Genomic DNA, 14824 nt, shown 5'->3' on the forward strand with positions numbered 1-14824 from the left:
CATGTCCTTTCGTGAAATCTTACCGATCTTTTGGAGCCTATTTCCCCGATGCACGCCTACCGCACGCATGATTGCGCCGCCCTTCGTAAAGACGATGTGGGGAAGGAGGTCCGCCTGTCGGGCTGGATCCACCGGAAACGTGACCATGGCGGATTGCTCTTCGTGGACCTGCGCGATCATTACGGCGTCACGCAGATCGTCTCCGAGGAGGGGGAGCCCGCATTCGAGCTTTTGGACAAGGCGCGGGTCGAAAGCGTCGTCACGGTCGATGGCAAGGTGGTCGCGCGGTCTGCCGAGACGGTGAATCCGGACCTTCCGACCGGAGAGATTGAGGTTCAGGCAGCGGCCTCCGAAATGCAGTCCGCAGCCGCCGAACTGCCCATGCCTGTTTTCGGCGATGCGGAGTATCCGGAAGATATCCGATTGAAGTATCGCTACCTCGATCTGCGCCGCGAACGCATGCACGCGAATATCATGCTGCGCTCGAACGTCATCGCGTCCGTAAGACGCCGCATGATCGATCAGGGCTTCCAGGAACTGCAGACGCCGATCCTGACGGCGTCCAGTCCGGAGGGCGCGCGCGATTACCTCGTTCCAAGCCGTGTGCATCCGGGCAAATTCTACGCGCTGCCGCAGGCACCCCAGATGTTCAAGCAGTTGCTGATGGTTGCCGGCTTCGACAAATATTTCCAGATCGCGCCCTGCTTCCGTGACGAGGATGCGCGCGCGGACCGCAGCCCGGGCGAATTCTACCAACTCGATTTCGAAATGAGCTTTGTCACTCAGGACGATGTTTTTGCGGCGATCGAACCCGTTCTGGTGGGCATATTTGAGGAGTTCGGCAGCGGTAAGAGCGTCACGCCGGCGCCGTTCCCGCGCATTCCCTATGCCGAGGCGCTGCTGAAATACGGGTCGGACAAGCCCGATCTGCGCAACCCCATCGAGATCAGCGACGTCACTGATCACTTCCACGATAGCGGCTTCGGTCTGTTCGCGAAGCTGGTGGCCGGCGGCAATGCGGTTCGGGCGATCCCCGCACCGGGTGCGGGCGCGAAAAGTCGCAAGTTCTTCGACGACATGAATGAGTGGGCGCGTGGTGAAGGCTATGCCGGCCTCGGCTACATCAACATCAAGGATGGTGTGCCGGGCGGACCCATCGCCAAGAACCATGGCGACGAGAAGACGGCGAAGTTGATCGAGGCGCTCGGCCTGGGCGACAATGACGGTGTCTTCTTCGCAGCCGGCAAGACCGCTGAGGCAGCGAAGCTGGCCGGTGCCGCCCGAACGCGTATCGGTCAGCAGCTTGAACTGATTGCGCAGGATCGTTTCGACTTCTGCTGGATCGTCGACTTCCCGATGTACGAGGAAGACGAGAATACCGGCGAAATCGTATTCTCCCACAATCCCTTCTCAATGCCTCAGGGAGAGATGGAGGCCCTGGAGACCAAGGATCCGCTCGATATTCTGGCCTGGCAATATGATATCGTCTGCAATGGCGTCGAGCTTTCGTCGGGCGCGATCCGGAATCATCGCCCCGACATCATGTACAAGGCCTTCGAGATCGCCGGCTACAAGAAGGACGATGTGGACCGCGATTTCGCCGGCATGATTACCGCCTTCCAATATGGTGCGCCTCCGCACGGCGGATCGGCGCCGGGTATTGACCGCATGGTCATGCTGCTGGCGGACGTGCCGAATATTCGCGAGGTCGTGCTGTTTCCGATGAACCAGCGCGCGGAAGACCTGATGATGAATGCGCCGTCCGCCGTGTCGGAAAAGCAGCTGAAGGAACTTCATTTGAAGCTGGACCTGCCGAAACCCAGGTCCGGCGCCGCCACGTCCGATAAACTGGTCGACAGAAATCGAAACTGATCGCCTCGGCCGCCCCGTCTTCAGACGGAATTAAGCCCTGCCGGCCTATCCCAGGCGGGGCTTAGGGACTGGAGGTTGCGATGAGGGCAGGCGCGCAGGTGCGGACGGCCGCTGTTCTGGCGATCTTCGCGGGCATCGCCGCCCCCATCGAAGCGGAATCTGTCGAACCGCCGCACGTGCGGGCCGGCGATGGAAGCTTGTATTTCGGAAAGGGTTCTGATGCGGGGCCCCGCCAGCCTCCTGAAACTGGCTCGCCGGACAAGCGGTATGGGGGCAAAGGGCGCGGCAGGCCCGGTTTCCGGTATTCCCCTCGCCGACACAGGGGCGATACGGTCGTGATCGTGCCGCCTTACGCCTATCATGATCGGCCGTACTTCTGGGGTGCCGCGCCGTTTCGTTGGGACGATCGCTACGGCGGCTATGACTACAGCCGCTACTATCGTCCAGGTGCGGGCTACTACGGTCCCGTCGACGATGAAGGCTGGGGCGTGTTGAACCCATGGTTGCGGGAGGAGCCCGCCGCCCGGCATTGGGTCATGTGGCAGTTCGATAGTGACCGCGACGGCGGTCTAGACGAGCGGGAGGCGGGCAGGGCCAACCGCGCCTTCGAACGCCTGGCTGACCGAAACCGGGACGGCCGTCTCTCCGACCAGGAGGCGGGGCGCGCGGTGAGCGAACTGAGGGACGAGTATCAGCACGCGTTTCGGTGAGCGTGGCGCACGAGAGGACGCCCCCCGCTAACTACCGAGATTCAAATACCAGTTCAGCCGGCCCTGATCGGGCCCGCCGCTGCGGTATTGCGGGCCGAGCTGTTCGTAGACGATCAGGTTGCTCATGACATTTCGCACATAGGTCTTCGTTTCGTAGAAGGGGATCTCCTCGATCCAGCGAACGGCATCCACGCTCGGACTGCGCGGATCGCCGTTCGTATTGACCCACCGCCGGACATTGCCGGGACCGGCATTGTAGCTGGCGATCGCGAGCAGAACGCTGCCGTTCCAGTAATCGACCATGTCGCTGAAATACTTGGACCCGAGACGGATATTGTAACCGGGGTCACCGGTCAGTCCGCTGTAATTGTAGCTGAGACCGTCGCGGCGTGCCTGTTCCTTGGCGGTCGCCGGCATCAACTGCATCAGCCCGCGCGCGCCCGCACCGCTGACGGCGTCCTGTTCGAACTGGCTTTCCTGGCGAACGATAGCGTGCACGCGCACCCAGTGCGCCATCTTGTCCGCCGGAACGCTGATGACCGGATAGCTGAGCCCCACAATCGCGGCTGGGCCGGTCGTATCGTTGCCGCGCGACCCCAGCGTCGCGATGCGCTGGTTTCCGGAACTGTTGGCAAGCTGCGCGACGAGCGGGAAGGTCTCGCGATCCGCGTCGTCGGCCAAGGCCTGCAGAAACATGCGCTGCTTGCCCCGTTCGCCCTGGCGTCCGTAGATCGCCACGGCTTCTACACGCGGATCGGCATTGAATCGCGCTTGCGCCTCAGCCGAGGGCTGCGGGATATCGTTCGCATCGATATTGAACGGACGGCCGAGTTCCTCTGCCGCAAGCTGACCGTTGAACGTCAGGGGGTAGCGCGCAGCCTCAGCGAAATAGCCGTTCGCCGCCCCGTTTCCGGCTGCCTTGGCTGCACGGCCGGCCCAATACCAGCCGCGCGCAATCGTGGGCGCGAACTGTGCGGCGTCCTTAAAGCTGCGAAAATGTTGGACCGCGTCCGCTGGACGGTCGAGATAGTGAATGGCGAGCCATCCGGCGAGCCATTCCAGACTTGTGAACGTGTCGCGTTCGGCGGCGCTGTTCTCCACCAACGGCTCGCTGAACGACAGTCCACCATGATGGTCGGCTATGCGATAGGCAAGATCATATTGCCCGTCGCGCATTGCGCCCTCGGCTGCGGTCAGATGCATTTGCATCCATTTGTCTTTGTTACCAGCGCTGCCCGGCGCGATGGTCGTATCGGCGAGCAACTGCCGGGCATAGCCATAATTTCCGGTTGCGCGCGCGAAGGAATACTGGTCGGCGATGAGGCCGGGATGAAGGCGCAGTGATGCAGGCACATTGGCGATCGAAGTCCGGGCCCGTTCGGTGTCTCCCCCGCGCTCGCTGCCACTCTGCAGCGCCATACGCGCTTCGGTGAGCGCCCGGTCATCCGCGGACAGGAGCGAAAGCATTGCGGCCGCTCCCGACAGGTTGCCCGACCACAGCAGGTTGTCCGCGCGCTCCGCATGGTCTTCCGGGCGCATCATGGTCGCAAAGCGGGTCATGAAAGCGGCGCGGTCTTCGCCCTCCAGTCCGCCGGTGCGCCAGGCTTTGCGGGCTTCCTCCGCTGCCCTGTCGCGCTGATTGCTCGACAACAGCGCGTCTGCATAGAGAAAATGCCCGCGCGCCATCAGCGGTTCGCTGACGGCGAAGAAGTTAAGCCGCTGCGCCGGCGGTGTCGTGACCTCCATCATCCGTTCGGCACGCTGGCGAATCTCGATGGTGTTCGGAAAATTCGAATAATCGCGCAGAAACGCGGTAAAGTCCGCCAAGGAGGGTTCAGCCGATCGGTTCAGCAGACGTTCCCATTGGCTGACGACATAGGCTGCGGGAACCTGGGGACGCGCAGCCTGTGCTGGCGCGGCTGCGTTTCCCTCTGACGTAGGCGGCGCAGGGGCAGGCGCGGGTGGCGGCGGCGTAACCTGCCGCGGCTGCGAAAGCAGCATTGCAGCGACGGGCACGGACAGAAGCGCAACGGACAAGCCGGCGCCGGACAATAGAGGTGATCGCCGCTTTTTCGTAAGTGCGGGGTTGGACGCTCGCTCTTTGCTCTTCATATGAACCGGGAATAAACCTTCGGATGTAACAGGAATATGAACGGCGCAGCCGCTGTGGACACCTACTCTTTCATGAACGTCCGGAACGGTAAAAGGTTGAAGAAAAGTGCATAAAAAGTTTTCCGGATCGATGCCCGCGCTCTGCACGCCGTTCCGCGGCGGAGATGTGGATTTCGACTGTCTTGAAGCGTTGGTCGAATGGCAGATCACGGCGGGCTCGGGGGCCATTGTTCCGTGCGGGACGACAGGCGAATCGCCGACACTCAGCATCGAGGAGCATCACGAGGTCGTGAAGAAGGTGGCGGAGGTCGCGCGGGGGCGCGTTCCTGTTATCGCCGGCGCGGGATCGAACGACACGCAGACCGCCGTCCTGCACGCTCGTTTTGCGGAGGAGTCCGGAGCGGATGCACTGCTGGTGATCACGCCCTATTACAATAAGCCCAATCAGGAGGGGATCTACCAGCACTTTCGGGCGGTTGCGCAGGCTACGGCGCTTCCTGTCTTTCTCTACAATGTTCCTGGTCGTACGGTCGCCGATATCGAACCCGAGACCGTGAAGAGACTGGCCGCGCTGCCGAACGTCGTCGGTATCAAGGATGCCAGCGGAAACGTCGCACGCGTTACGGAGGCCCGGCTGGACTGCGGCGACGAGTTCTGCATTCTTTCCGGATCCGACGAATTGTCTCTCGGCATCATGGTGGCCGGTGGTGACGGCGCCATTTCGGTGACGGCGAACGTCGCGCCGGAGGAGTGTGCGGAGTTCATGAGACTGTGCGCCGACGGCCACTGGGAGGACGCGCGCGCGCTGAACGCGCGATTGCATCGTCTTCACCTAGCCATGTTCGCTGACCCAAGCCCGGCGCCGGCCAAATATGCGATGCATCGTCTGGGGCACCTCTCGTCTCCCGACGTCCGCCTGCCGATCGTTCCGTGCACCGAGACGGCCAAACGCCGCATTGACGAGGCCCTTGAACAGGCTGGTCTCCTCTGATGGCGCGAAGCCCCGACAAGCAGAAAATGATCGCGGAGAACCGAAAGGCTCGGTTCGAATACTCCATCGAGGACGTCATGGAAGCCGGAATTGTTCTGCAGGGCACGGAGGTCAAATCCCTGCGCACCGGCAAGTCGACAATCGGTGAGTCCTATGCCGAGGTTCGCGGGGGCGAAGCTTGGCTCGTCAATGCGAACATACCGGAATATTCGCACGGCAACCGGCAGAACCACGATCCGAAACGCCCGCGAAAGCTCCTTCTGAAGCGCCGGCAGATTGACAAGCTTTCCGGCGCCATTCAGCGGCAGGGCATGACCCTCGTACCGCTGAGCATGTATTTCGACGCTGGCGGGCGTGCGAAGATTGAACTGGCGCTGGCGAAGGGCAAGCAGTTGCACGACAAACGTCAGACAGCCAAGGATCGCGACTGGAAACGGCAGCAGGCCCGCTTGCTGCGGGAAAAGGGATAGCTCGTACCTTGCACCCTGTGCAGAAACGCCCTTGCCACACCGCAACCTTCATTTTCGCGCAGGCGTTCATATCTCTGCAACCTTAAAGCTGTAATGTGACGACGCAAACGAAGATCATGGTCCCCGAATGCTGGTGAAGCGTATTACACGGCTTGTGGAGCGGTTCGGCCCGTCGCGGGAAGCGCTGTCGCGTTCGCGCATCATGAGACCGGCTGCCAAATATATCGCCAACCCGAATGTCTGGCATTTCAATCGCCATTCGGTCGCGCGGGGCGTCGCGCTTGGACTGTTTTTGGGGTTTGCGATCCCGATGGGGCTTCAATTGCTGCTGTCGGCGCTTTTGGCCGTTTCGGCGCGCGCCAACCTTGCGGTGACGGCCTTGTTCACGTCGGTCTCGAATCCCTTGACGATCATTCCGATCTGCTACGCCGCGATCAAGACGGGGGACTGGCTGCTCGGCGTCGAGACGCCGCTTAGTCCGCACAGCGCAGCGCTTCTTGAAATCGTCAAGGACGCTCCCGTGCCCATGGTGGTCGGCTGTATCTTTTTCGCCGTAATCTCGGCCGCGTTGGGTTTCATGACGATCCAGTTCGCGTGGCGCTGGTGGATTGCTCGGCGCTGGCAGCGGCGGCTTGCGAGAAGCGCACAGCAGGCGTAACGCGGCCTGCATGGGCGATGATGGCTACAAGACCAAGCTGATCGAGACAAAGAAGGCGTGGGCGCGTGCCGGCCGCCTGCTTACGGGTGAGACGGCGGAGCACGGCGTCGACAGGCTTCCCCCGGGCCAGCGTCTCGTGGAAAACTGGCCGGTTCTCGATCTTGGGATTCAGCCTGATGTTCCCCGCGCCGAGTGGCGCCTATTGGTTGGGGGGCTGGTCGAGAACGAGCGTCGCTTCGACTGGGACAGTTTCATTGCCGAGCCGCAGGTCGACATCCTGTCCGATGTGCACTGCGTGACGCAGTGGTCACGCTACGACAATCGCTGGACGGGCATGACGACGCGTCATCTGGCGCAGCTCGTCAGGCCGCATGCGGACGCCCGATATGTGCTGTTTTCCAGCTATGACGGGTACACCACGAATGTCCGCATCGAGGATTTTCTGGAAGAGGACTGCCTGCTCGCCCACAGCCATGACGGAACGCCGATCAGCCGCGAACATGGTGGCCCGGTCCGGATTGTCATTCCGCGCTATTATTTCTGGAAGAGTCCGAAATGGATAAAGCGCATCACCTTCTCCGCGGAGGACGAGCCGGGTTTCTGGGAGGAACGCGGCTATCATAACCTCGGCGATCCCTGGCTCGAGCAGCGATACGACTGACGGCACGGCGCATCCTCAAGCTTCTTCGGCCGGCTTGACCATGCCCGATTTGTCCGCCTGGAGCAGTCGCAGCAGCCCTGCCGCCATCGCCAGAAGGACAAGCGCGAAGGGAAGGCCGGTGACGATGGCGGCCGTTTGCAGCGCATCCAGGCCGCCCGCGTAAAGAAGAGCCGCCGCAAGCGCTCCGATCGCGACTGACCAGGTGACACGAGCGCCGAAGCCCGCTTCATGATCGCCGCCCGACGCGATCATCGCCGTCACCAGCGCACCGGAGTCGGCCGATGTCACGAAAAAGGTCGTGATGATGAGGACGGACAAAATTGAAGTCAGCGTCGTCAGCGGAAAGTTGGTCAAGAAGGCGAACAGCGCCTTGGCTTTGCTGTCGTCGACAACCGCAGCAAGGCCGCCATTTCCGAACAGCTCGACCCACAGCGCGCTATTTCCGAAGATCGTCATCCACGCGAAGGTGAACAGGGTCGGCACCAGCAGCACGCCGGCAACGAATTCCCGCACGGTCCGGCCATAGGAAATGCGGGCGATGAAGATGCCGACAAAGGGCGACCAGCTGATCCACCAGGCGTAATAGAAGATCGTCCACGTTCCTTGCCAGTCATCACCGCTGTAGGTTTCCGTCCAGGTCGACAGATAGATAAAGCGCTGAATGTAATAGCCGATATTCTGTACGAAGCCGTCCAGTATGAAGACGGTTGGCCCGAGGATAAGAACAAAGGCGGCCAAGCAGATCGCGAAAACCATATTGGCTTGTGACAACCGCTTGATACCTTTTTTCAGTCCGAACGCGACCGAGATCGTGGCAAGCCCCGTGATGCCGGCGATCAGCACGAACTTCACCAGCGGACTATCGTCGATGCCGGTCAAGACTGAGAGGCCGGCGTTGATCTGCGAGGCGCCGAAGCCCAGTGACGTTGCCACACCGCATACGGTTGCTGCGATGGCCAGGATATCGATCACATCGATCAGCAGTGTGGGAATTCGCGGAAAGGCGACCTTCAGAAAGGCACCGATGCTCAGCGGATGGCCGCGATTGAACGCGACATACGCAAGTGCGAGGCCGATCACTGCATAGATTGCCCAAGCATGAAGACCCCAGTGCAGGAATGTCAGACCCATGGCGTGCTGCGCGTTGCCGGCAAGCCCGCGCGGAAAAATGGCGTTCGGATCGGAGTAGGTGGAAACGGGCGGATCGGCAAAATGCAGAACGGGCTCGGCTACGCCGTAGAAGAGAAGTCCGATCCCCATGCCGGCGCTGAACAGCATGGCGAACCACGGTCCAAGATTGAATTCCGGTTTGGCTTTCGCCCCGCCCAGGCGAATCTTTCCCAAGGAGCCAAAGCCAAGATACGCGCACACCCCAAGCAGAACATTGACCGTCAGCACCAGCAGCCAGTCGAATGAGCTTGTCACCGTGTGCTGTATGGCGACGAATGGCCCCCCGGACGCGCCAGCGTTTAAGATCGCAAAAACGATCAACGCGGCGATCAGTCCGATGCCTCCATAAAAAACAGTCGGCTTGAAGAGCCCTTTTGCGCTGTTCACCTGCGGCGAACTTTGAGTCATAACTTATTCATCCAAAAAGATGCAATCTTAATCATATAAAAAGACCAACATTCCGTATGTCATATATTTTATAGAAGGTTGTTTATCGGCTATGCAGGTAAGACCCGCGTTTTTTACCCAGCCATGCCACGACGATCTCTTGGCCGATTTCATCAACACGCATCCCAAACGCATGGAGGGAACATTCTGTCCCGCGCAAGCCGCTGATCTCTTTCTCGGCCTGGTTTTCCGAGGCGTAAGCGCAGAGAACGGCTGAAAAGCGTGATCTCGACTTTAATTTCTTCTCAAAGGAGGCAGGAAAGGGGCCGTCGGAGGGTGTACCGAAGAATGTGGGTATCTTTGTGCCGCAATGTGCCGCCCGTTTCCGCTTCGTTCTGTTTATGCGTTGACCTATCTGCGGCGAAACCCTACGGAAACCGCCGTCGGGGAGTAGCGCAGCCTGGTAGCGCATCTGCTTTGGGAGCAGAGGGTCGCAGGTTCGAATCCTGTCTCCCCGACCATCTCCAGCCCGGTGGCGCCCCCGTCCCGGAAAATCGTGGGCTCGGCTAGTGCTGCAGCTCTTTGGATCAGAGGTCGCCGCACCGACTGCTGCCTGCCATTGGCTCGCGTGAGTGAGGGACTGGCTTTGGCTCCCCAGGGTGGTAGGCGCGGCCCGCGAATGGTGCGAGGTCCGCGTCGGTCAGCGGCACTCGGCGCAGATCGCCCTGGGCGTAGCGCGGGATCTGATCATCAAAATGAGGAGAGGTGGGATCTCCGCTTTCTCCGCCGGCGCTGACCGCCCAGGCGTTTGCCTGGGGGCCGAACTCCACAACCGCGACAAAGCTGTTGCCGCTGGTGCCATAGAAGCATTTCTGCCCATCCTGCCGCTCTACCGCGAAGGAGGCGAGAGATCCGAAGTTTCCCGACGTGAACCCCACGGGATAGCTGGGGGCTCGATCATCGAACTCGGCTTCGATGGTCGGCGAAAGCCGCTGGAACCGGTTGATGCGTCCCCACTCGACCCGCCAGTCGCCCAGCTTCTCCTTCATGGTTTCGGTCGCGGCTACCAATGCGGCGACGCGGTCAGCGTCGGTCGTCCGTTCGTCCAGATAGCGAAAGATACGGATCCCTGCCGCGGCCGCCTTCGGACCCTCGCTTGCCCAAAGCGCCTCTCCCCAATGGACGGCAAGGGATGTTGGCGTCGAGGTCGTGCTCCAGCGGCGATCCCAGTTGCGCAGCAAGGCAAAAGGTCCTGCAAGTTCGTTGCGAAGCGGGTCGCCGGCGGGCAGGGCGGCCATGCCGCGGGCGAGCTTGGGAATCTGAGCGTCGAAAAAGGGAAGAAAGCTGTCGAATGCCGCATTGGTCAGACTTTGCGGCGTGAACTGCCGGTCGCCGGACAACAACTGCAGTGCATGACGCCCGCGCGGGTTCTCGCCAAACTGATCCATGTAGACCGGGAAATTCTCTGCGCTCGGACTGTCGGGGCCGGCTGCGGAATAGGGCCAGTTGTTGGTGTTCATGACCCAGCCCACGCCGGGGTTGATCGCCTGCGGCAGCGTCTCGAGGTCATGCAGACCCTGCCAGTCCGTTGCGGGATCGCTGCCGTCGACCGGGTGCCGATAATCGAACCGATCGTCGCGTACCGGTACGAATTGCGGATGAAGATAGGCAATGGTGCCGTCGCTTGCCGCCAAAATTGTGTTGTTAGACGAATTGGCCTTGCGCTCGGAGACCTGCAAGTATTCCTGAAGCGTCTTCGCCTTCGTTCGCAGATAGCTTTGCTCCAGCGCGGCCCGTGGAGCGTTCAGGAGAGCGAGGGCGATCCAGCGGCCGTCTTTCACCCCCACGATCGGGCCGTGATGCGTGGAAAGAGCGTTGAAGCGACGCTCGGCCATCGACCCGTCCGGCTGTCTGACGCGGATCGAGACGATGCGCGTCTCGACCGGGCGCCATTCGTCGCCGTAGCGATACGCCAACTCGTCGCCGCGCAGCGCCACGGTTTCGGCAAACTCATCGATATTGTCGACCCCGCTCGAGGTATGCATCCAGCCGAGGTCGGGATTGAAACCCTGATAGATGAAGAACTGCCCCCATGTCGCGGCGCCATAGGCGTTTAGCCCCTCATCGCTGCGCATCTGCTGTTCGGCGCGAAAATAGAAGGACGTGTGCGGGTTGATCCAAAGAAGCGGATTTCCGTTCACGCTCCGCGCCGGGGCAATTGCGATACCGTTCGACCCCTTCGGTTCGACAAGTCTGAAGGACTGCTCTTGTGGTGGTAGCGCTTCCGCACCGCCTTCGTAAAAGGCTCGCAGCGCGTCCAGATCGACCCCGCGCTCGATGTCGCCGCCGATGCTTCCTTCGGAGAAGGCGAGCGTCATCCACGGTTCGAAGCGGGTAATCGCCAGCGGCTGCGTGTCCGGATGCGTTGCCAGATAATGGTTCAGGCCGGCGGCCCACGCGTCCATCAGCGCCTTCAGCCAGGCGGGGCTATCCCGGTACGCGGCGCGCAGGGCATCATGATCCAGGAACAGACGCTGCCGCAGATCCTGCCATAATGCAGCCTCGCCTTCGGCTTCCGATAAACGGCCGAGCGCCACGAGATAATTTCGCTCGATACGCGGAAAATCGTCCTCCGCCTGTGCGTAGATCATGCCAAAGACGGCATCCGCATCGGTCTTCCCATCGATATGCGCGATGCCGAAGTCGTCGCGGACGATCTCCACGTCACGGGCATAATCGTGGCCGGTTCTCGCCAACGCCGGAGCGGCTGTCGCGGAAAGCAAGGCTGCGAGCATTCCGATCGGAAGCAGTTCGCGCAGTGGCACACTCATGATCATCCCCCGGACAGCATTAACGCATGACGGCGCTCTAGCCGCGCTGACGGCCGATGAACAAGCATTGCGGGCGTTTCTGACAGCGGATGCGGGGTGATCGGATTGAGACGAAGAATGATCGTAGATTCATCGCATAACGCCGGGGCAATGGTGGAATTGGCGTGAGAAAGCTTACGAATAACCGGCCATATCAGGTGATTAGCACGATATGGCATGCGCATGTCCACAAGACAAAACCCACCTTGACCATGTATAAAATATTACTAATGATCTCCTCAAAATATAAGATGCGGAGGATCAGGGTCATGAAAAGGAAATTTCTCGCGAGCGCGGCTGTTGCGGCACTGACGCTTGCAAGCGCGTTCGAAGCAGCGGCGGCGGAGCAGGAGAGGCCCACCGACGAGGCGCAGTCCGCTCCCTCTTCGCCGACGGCAGAGCCGGATGCGGACACGCAGGCTGCCGTAGGTGAAGTCATTACCATCACGGGTATTCGAGCCAGTCTTCAATCGGCGCAATCCCGCAAGCGCAACGCCGATACGATCGTCGACTCCATTGTGGCGGACGATATCGGCAAACTGCCGGATACGAACACCACCGAAGCCCTGCAGCGTATTTCCGGCATTCAGGTGTCCCGCGACCGCGGGGAGGGTGGCTCCGTTGCCATCCGCGGTCTGACCCAGGTTCTGACAACGCTGAACGGCCGCGAGATCTTCACCGCGGGCGGCGGTCGCAATTACAATCTGCAGAATTTTCCGGCCGAACTTCTCGCCGGTATCGATGTCTACAAGTCACCTACGGCCGACCTGATTGAGGGCGGCATCGGCGGCGTGATCGATCTTCGCACGCGCCGGCCGCTCGATCTGGAAGCGCAGACGATCAGCGGCAGTGCAAAGCTCCGTTATAATGACCTTATCGAGAAGGTGAGCCCGCTCGTTTCGTTGCTGGCCAGTGACAAGTGGGCGGCGGGCGACGGTGAGATGGGCCTGCTGATCAGCGGCGCCTATCAGGAACGCGACTTCCGTTCCGATGTGGTGACGCCGGGCGCGCCGGGCATTCGTACCGATATCATTCCGGGTCAGGAAATCGTGACGCCGAACGGCGATTATGAACCGCTGATCGACGGCAATCGGCGGCGGATTGGCCTCGATGCCTTGTTCCAGTGGATGCCGAACCCGGACCTCGAATTCTATGCGCAGGCGTCCTATCAGGAGTTCCGGTCAGACCAGCAGCAGCGCGGCTTTAACAATCCGACGAATGCCTTCGACGTGGTACCGGGTTCCGTCGAACTCTTCGAGGGCACGAACGACTTCAAGAGCGGCACCTTCCAGGATTTCACCGGCTCCACGTTCGGTGTTGCGCGCGACACGGTCGACAAGAACCAGCAATATTCCTTCGGTGCCAACTGGACGGACGACCGCATCACTTTGTCCGGCGACTTCACCTATCAATATTCGACGAATGATCTTGTCTATGCGGAGCAGGATCTGCGTTTCTCGGCTCCGGAAGCGTTCCTCGATCTCAGTCAGCATACGCCGTACATGAACTTCAACGGCGTCGATCTGACGGATTTCGACAGCTACGAGCTTGGCTACACGATCCTGAACGAAAACCATTATGAAGGCGATTCCTACGCGGGGCGCCTCGATGGTGAAATCGAGTTCGACAGTCCCGTCATCAGCGGTTTGCAGACCGGCGTGCGCTATCAGAAGCGCACAACGGACTTCGATCCGATCCGCTTTTTCTACAATCCGCCCGCCGGCGTTTCGGCCGGCCCCTACGCCGATCTGTTCCAGCGGATGCCGTTCGACGACTATTTCCCGGGCGAAGCCGGGTTCGAGCGCGACTATTTCGTGGCCGATCCGTCTCGGCTGCGCGACGATTTCGACTCCGTCCGCGACATTCTTGGCGTAAGCGCCGAGCCGGCACTCGATCCCGCCGCGCAATATTCCATGTCGGAAGAAACCATCGCCAGCTACGGGGCGCTGCTCTTCGATGTGCAGGGTGGGTTGCCCTTCGACGGCAATATCGGCCTTCGCGTCGTGAAGACAAAGCTGTCGATCGACGGCAATCAGCGGATCACCGACGCGAACGGCGTTACGACGATCGTGCCGGCGAACTATGACAACGAATATACGAACGCTCTGCCGAGTGCGAATATCCGCTTCCATATCGCCGATGACATGCAGCTGCGCTTCTCTGCTTCCAAGACGATTACGCGCCCGTCGTTCAGCGACTTGTCCCCGGCATTTACCCTGATCCCCGGACAGGGGCAGGGATCGGGCGGCAATCCCGATCTGGAGCCTTTGAAGGCCGACCAGCTTGACGCGTCATACGAATACTATTTCTCGCCGACCGGTTCGATCTACCTCGCCGGGTTCTACCGGAAGGTGAAGGGATTTATTTTCCGCCGGTCGAGCCGCCAGACGATCGACGGCATCGACTATGTGCTTCAGCAGCCGGTCAATGGCGAGGACGGAGATATCAAGGGTATCGAGGTCGGCGGTCAGACATTTTTCGACTTCCTTCCCGCCCCCTTCGATGGGTTCGGCGTCCAGGCGAACTACACCTATATCGACAGCGAAACGCCGAGCGCGATCGAGGGCATCACCACGCCGCTGCCCAATCTTTCGAAGAACAGCTTCAACATCAGCGGTCTATACGAAAATGCAGGCCTCGCTATTCGCGTGGCGTATAATTACCGCTCGAAGTTCCTCGGCAGCCTGTATGGCTTGCCGCTGACGGATGGCGGCAGTCAGATCATTCCCGTTTACCGGAAAGGTTATGGCTGGCTGGATGCGTCGATCAACTATGATCTGAACGAGAACGTCACGCTGACACTGGAAGGTTCAAATCTGCTGCGAACGCGTGAGTTCACATATTTCGAGAATATCACGCGCCCGAACAATATTTCCATCGATGATCGCCAGATCATGGCCGGCGTGCGGTTCAATTTCTGAGG

The 14824-nt window shown here is 60.6% G+C and carries 10 protein-coding genes and 1 tRNA gene; 8 read left to right on the forward strand and 3 right to left on the reverse strand.

The annotated features are described in order from the left end of the window. The first annotated feature begins 48 nt into the window (after positions 1–48). The gene (gene aspS, locus C725_RS01540) at positions 49–1872 is read left to right on the forward strand and encodes an aspartate--tRNA ligase (RefSeq protein ID WP_008599714.1); all 1824 of its coding nucleotides are present in this window, start codon (positions 49–51) and stop codon (positions 1870–1872) included. Positions 1873–2207: 335 nt separating this feature from the next. Then, positions 2208–2582: a hypothetical protein gene (locus C725_RS16075; RefSeq protein WP_008599715.1), complete on the forward strand. Its 375-nt coding sequence runs from the start codon at positions 2208–2210 to the stop codon at positions 2580–2582. A 27-nt stretch (positions 2583–2609) separates the two neighbouring features. Here C725_RS16075 and C725_RS01550 read toward each other — a convergent pair whose 3' ends face one another. Next, entirely contained in the window at positions 2610–4619 is a 2010-nt protein-coding gene (locus C725_RS01550) for a lytic transglycosylase domain-containing protein (RefSeq protein ID WP_160165702.1), read from the reverse strand. Positions 4620–4800: 181 nt separating this feature from the next. Between C725_RS01550 and dapA the strand changes: the two genes are divergently transcribed. The 4 genes from dapA (at position 4801) to C725_RS01570 (ending at position 7474) form a co-directional block, all read left to right on the forward strand. Next, the gene (dapA, locus tag C725_RS01555) at positions 4801–5685 is read left to right on the forward strand and encodes a 4-hydroxy-tetrahydrodipicolinate synthase (RefSeq protein ID WP_008599717.1); all 885 of its coding nucleotides are present in this window, start codon (positions 4801–4803) and stop codon (positions 5683–5685) included. Further along, positions 5685–6155 (forward strand): SsrA-binding protein SmpB, encoded by a 471-nt coding sequence (smpB, locus tag C725_RS01560; RefSeq protein WP_008599718.1) that lies wholly within the window; start codon positions 5685–5687, stop codon positions 6153–6155. Before dapA ends, smpB begins: the two co-directional genes overlap by 1 nt. A 127-nt stretch (positions 6156–6282) precedes the next feature. Next, entirely contained in the window at positions 6283–6813 is a 531-nt protein-coding gene (locus tag C725_RS01565; protein WP_008599719.1) for a DUF2062 domain-containing protein, read from the forward strand. 10 nt (positions 6814–6823) lie between these two features. Next, positions 6824–7474 carry a sulfite oxidase-like oxidoreductase gene (locus tag C725_RS01570; RefSeq protein WP_008599720.1) on the forward strand — a complete coding sequence of 217 codons (651 nt, stop codon included), beginning with the start codon at positions 6824–6826 and terminating at the stop codon, positions 7472–7474. A gap of 15 nt (positions 7475–7489) precedes the next feature. On the opposite strand, the gene C725_RS01575 is transcribed toward C725_RS01570, so the two are convergent. Next, complete coding sequence (locus C725_RS01575; RefSeq protein ID WP_008599721.1) at positions 7490–9052, reverse strand: BCCT family transporter; 1563 nt, start codon at positions 9050–9052, stop codon at positions 7490–7492. Between the two features lie 423 nt (positions 9053–9475). Between C725_RS01575 and C725_RS01580 the strand changes: the two genes are divergently transcribed. Further along, a tRNA-Pro gene (locus C725_RS01580) sits at positions 9476–9552 on the forward strand. 66 nt (positions 9553–9618) lie between these two features. Here the strand turns inward: C725_RS01580 and C725_RS01585 are convergent. Continuing rightward, complete coding sequence (locus tag C725_RS01585; RefSeq protein WP_008599723.1) at positions 9619–11868, reverse strand: penicillin acylase family protein; 2250 nt, start codon at positions 11866–11868, stop codon at positions 9619–9621. Positions 11869–12170: 302 nt separating this feature from the next. On the opposite strand from C725_RS01585, the gene C725_RS01590 reads away from it, so the two are divergent. Beyond that, entirely contained in the window at positions 12171–14822 is a 2652-nt protein-coding gene (locus tag C725_RS01590) for a TonB-dependent receptor (protein ID WP_008599724.1), read from the forward strand. The last annotated feature ends 2 nt before the right edge of the window (positions 14823–14824 follow it).

The sequence above is a fragment of the Pacificimonas flava genome, from assembly GCF_000342165.1.
Taxonomy (GTDB): domain Bacteria; phylum Pseudomonadota; class Alphaproteobacteria; order Sphingomonadales; family Sphingomonadaceae; genus Pacificimonas; species Pacificimonas flava.

Bases quoted from the DNA above. Each gene is read 5' to 3' on its own strand.
- aspS (WP_008599714.1), top strand. From the start codon at position 49: ATGCACGCCTACCGCACGCATGATTGCGCCGCCCTTCGTAAAGACGAT.
- smpB (WP_008599718.1), top strand. From the start codon at position 5,685: ATGGCGCGAAGCCCCGACAAGCAGAAAATGATCGCGGAGAACCGAAAG.
- C725_RS01565 (WP_008599719.1), top strand. From the start codon at position 6,283: ATGCTGGTGAAGCGTATTACACGGCTTGTGGAGCGGTTCGGCCCGTCG.
- C725_RS01570 (WP_008599720.1), top strand. From the start codon at position 6,824: ATGGGCGATGATGGCTACAAGACCAAGCTGATCGAGACAAAGAAGGCG.
- C725_RS01575 (WP_008599721.1), bottom strand. From the start codon at position 9,052: ATGACTCAAAGTTCGCCGCAGGTGAACAGCGCAAAAGGGCTCTTCAAG.
- C725_RS01585 (WP_008599723.1), bottom strand. From the start codon at position 11,868: ATGATCATGAGTGTGCCACTGCGCGAACTGCTTCCGATCGGAATGCTC.
- C725_RS01590 (WP_008599724.1), top strand. From the start codon at position 12,171: ATGAAAAGGAAATTTCTCGCGAGCGCGGCTGTTGCGGCACTGACGCTT.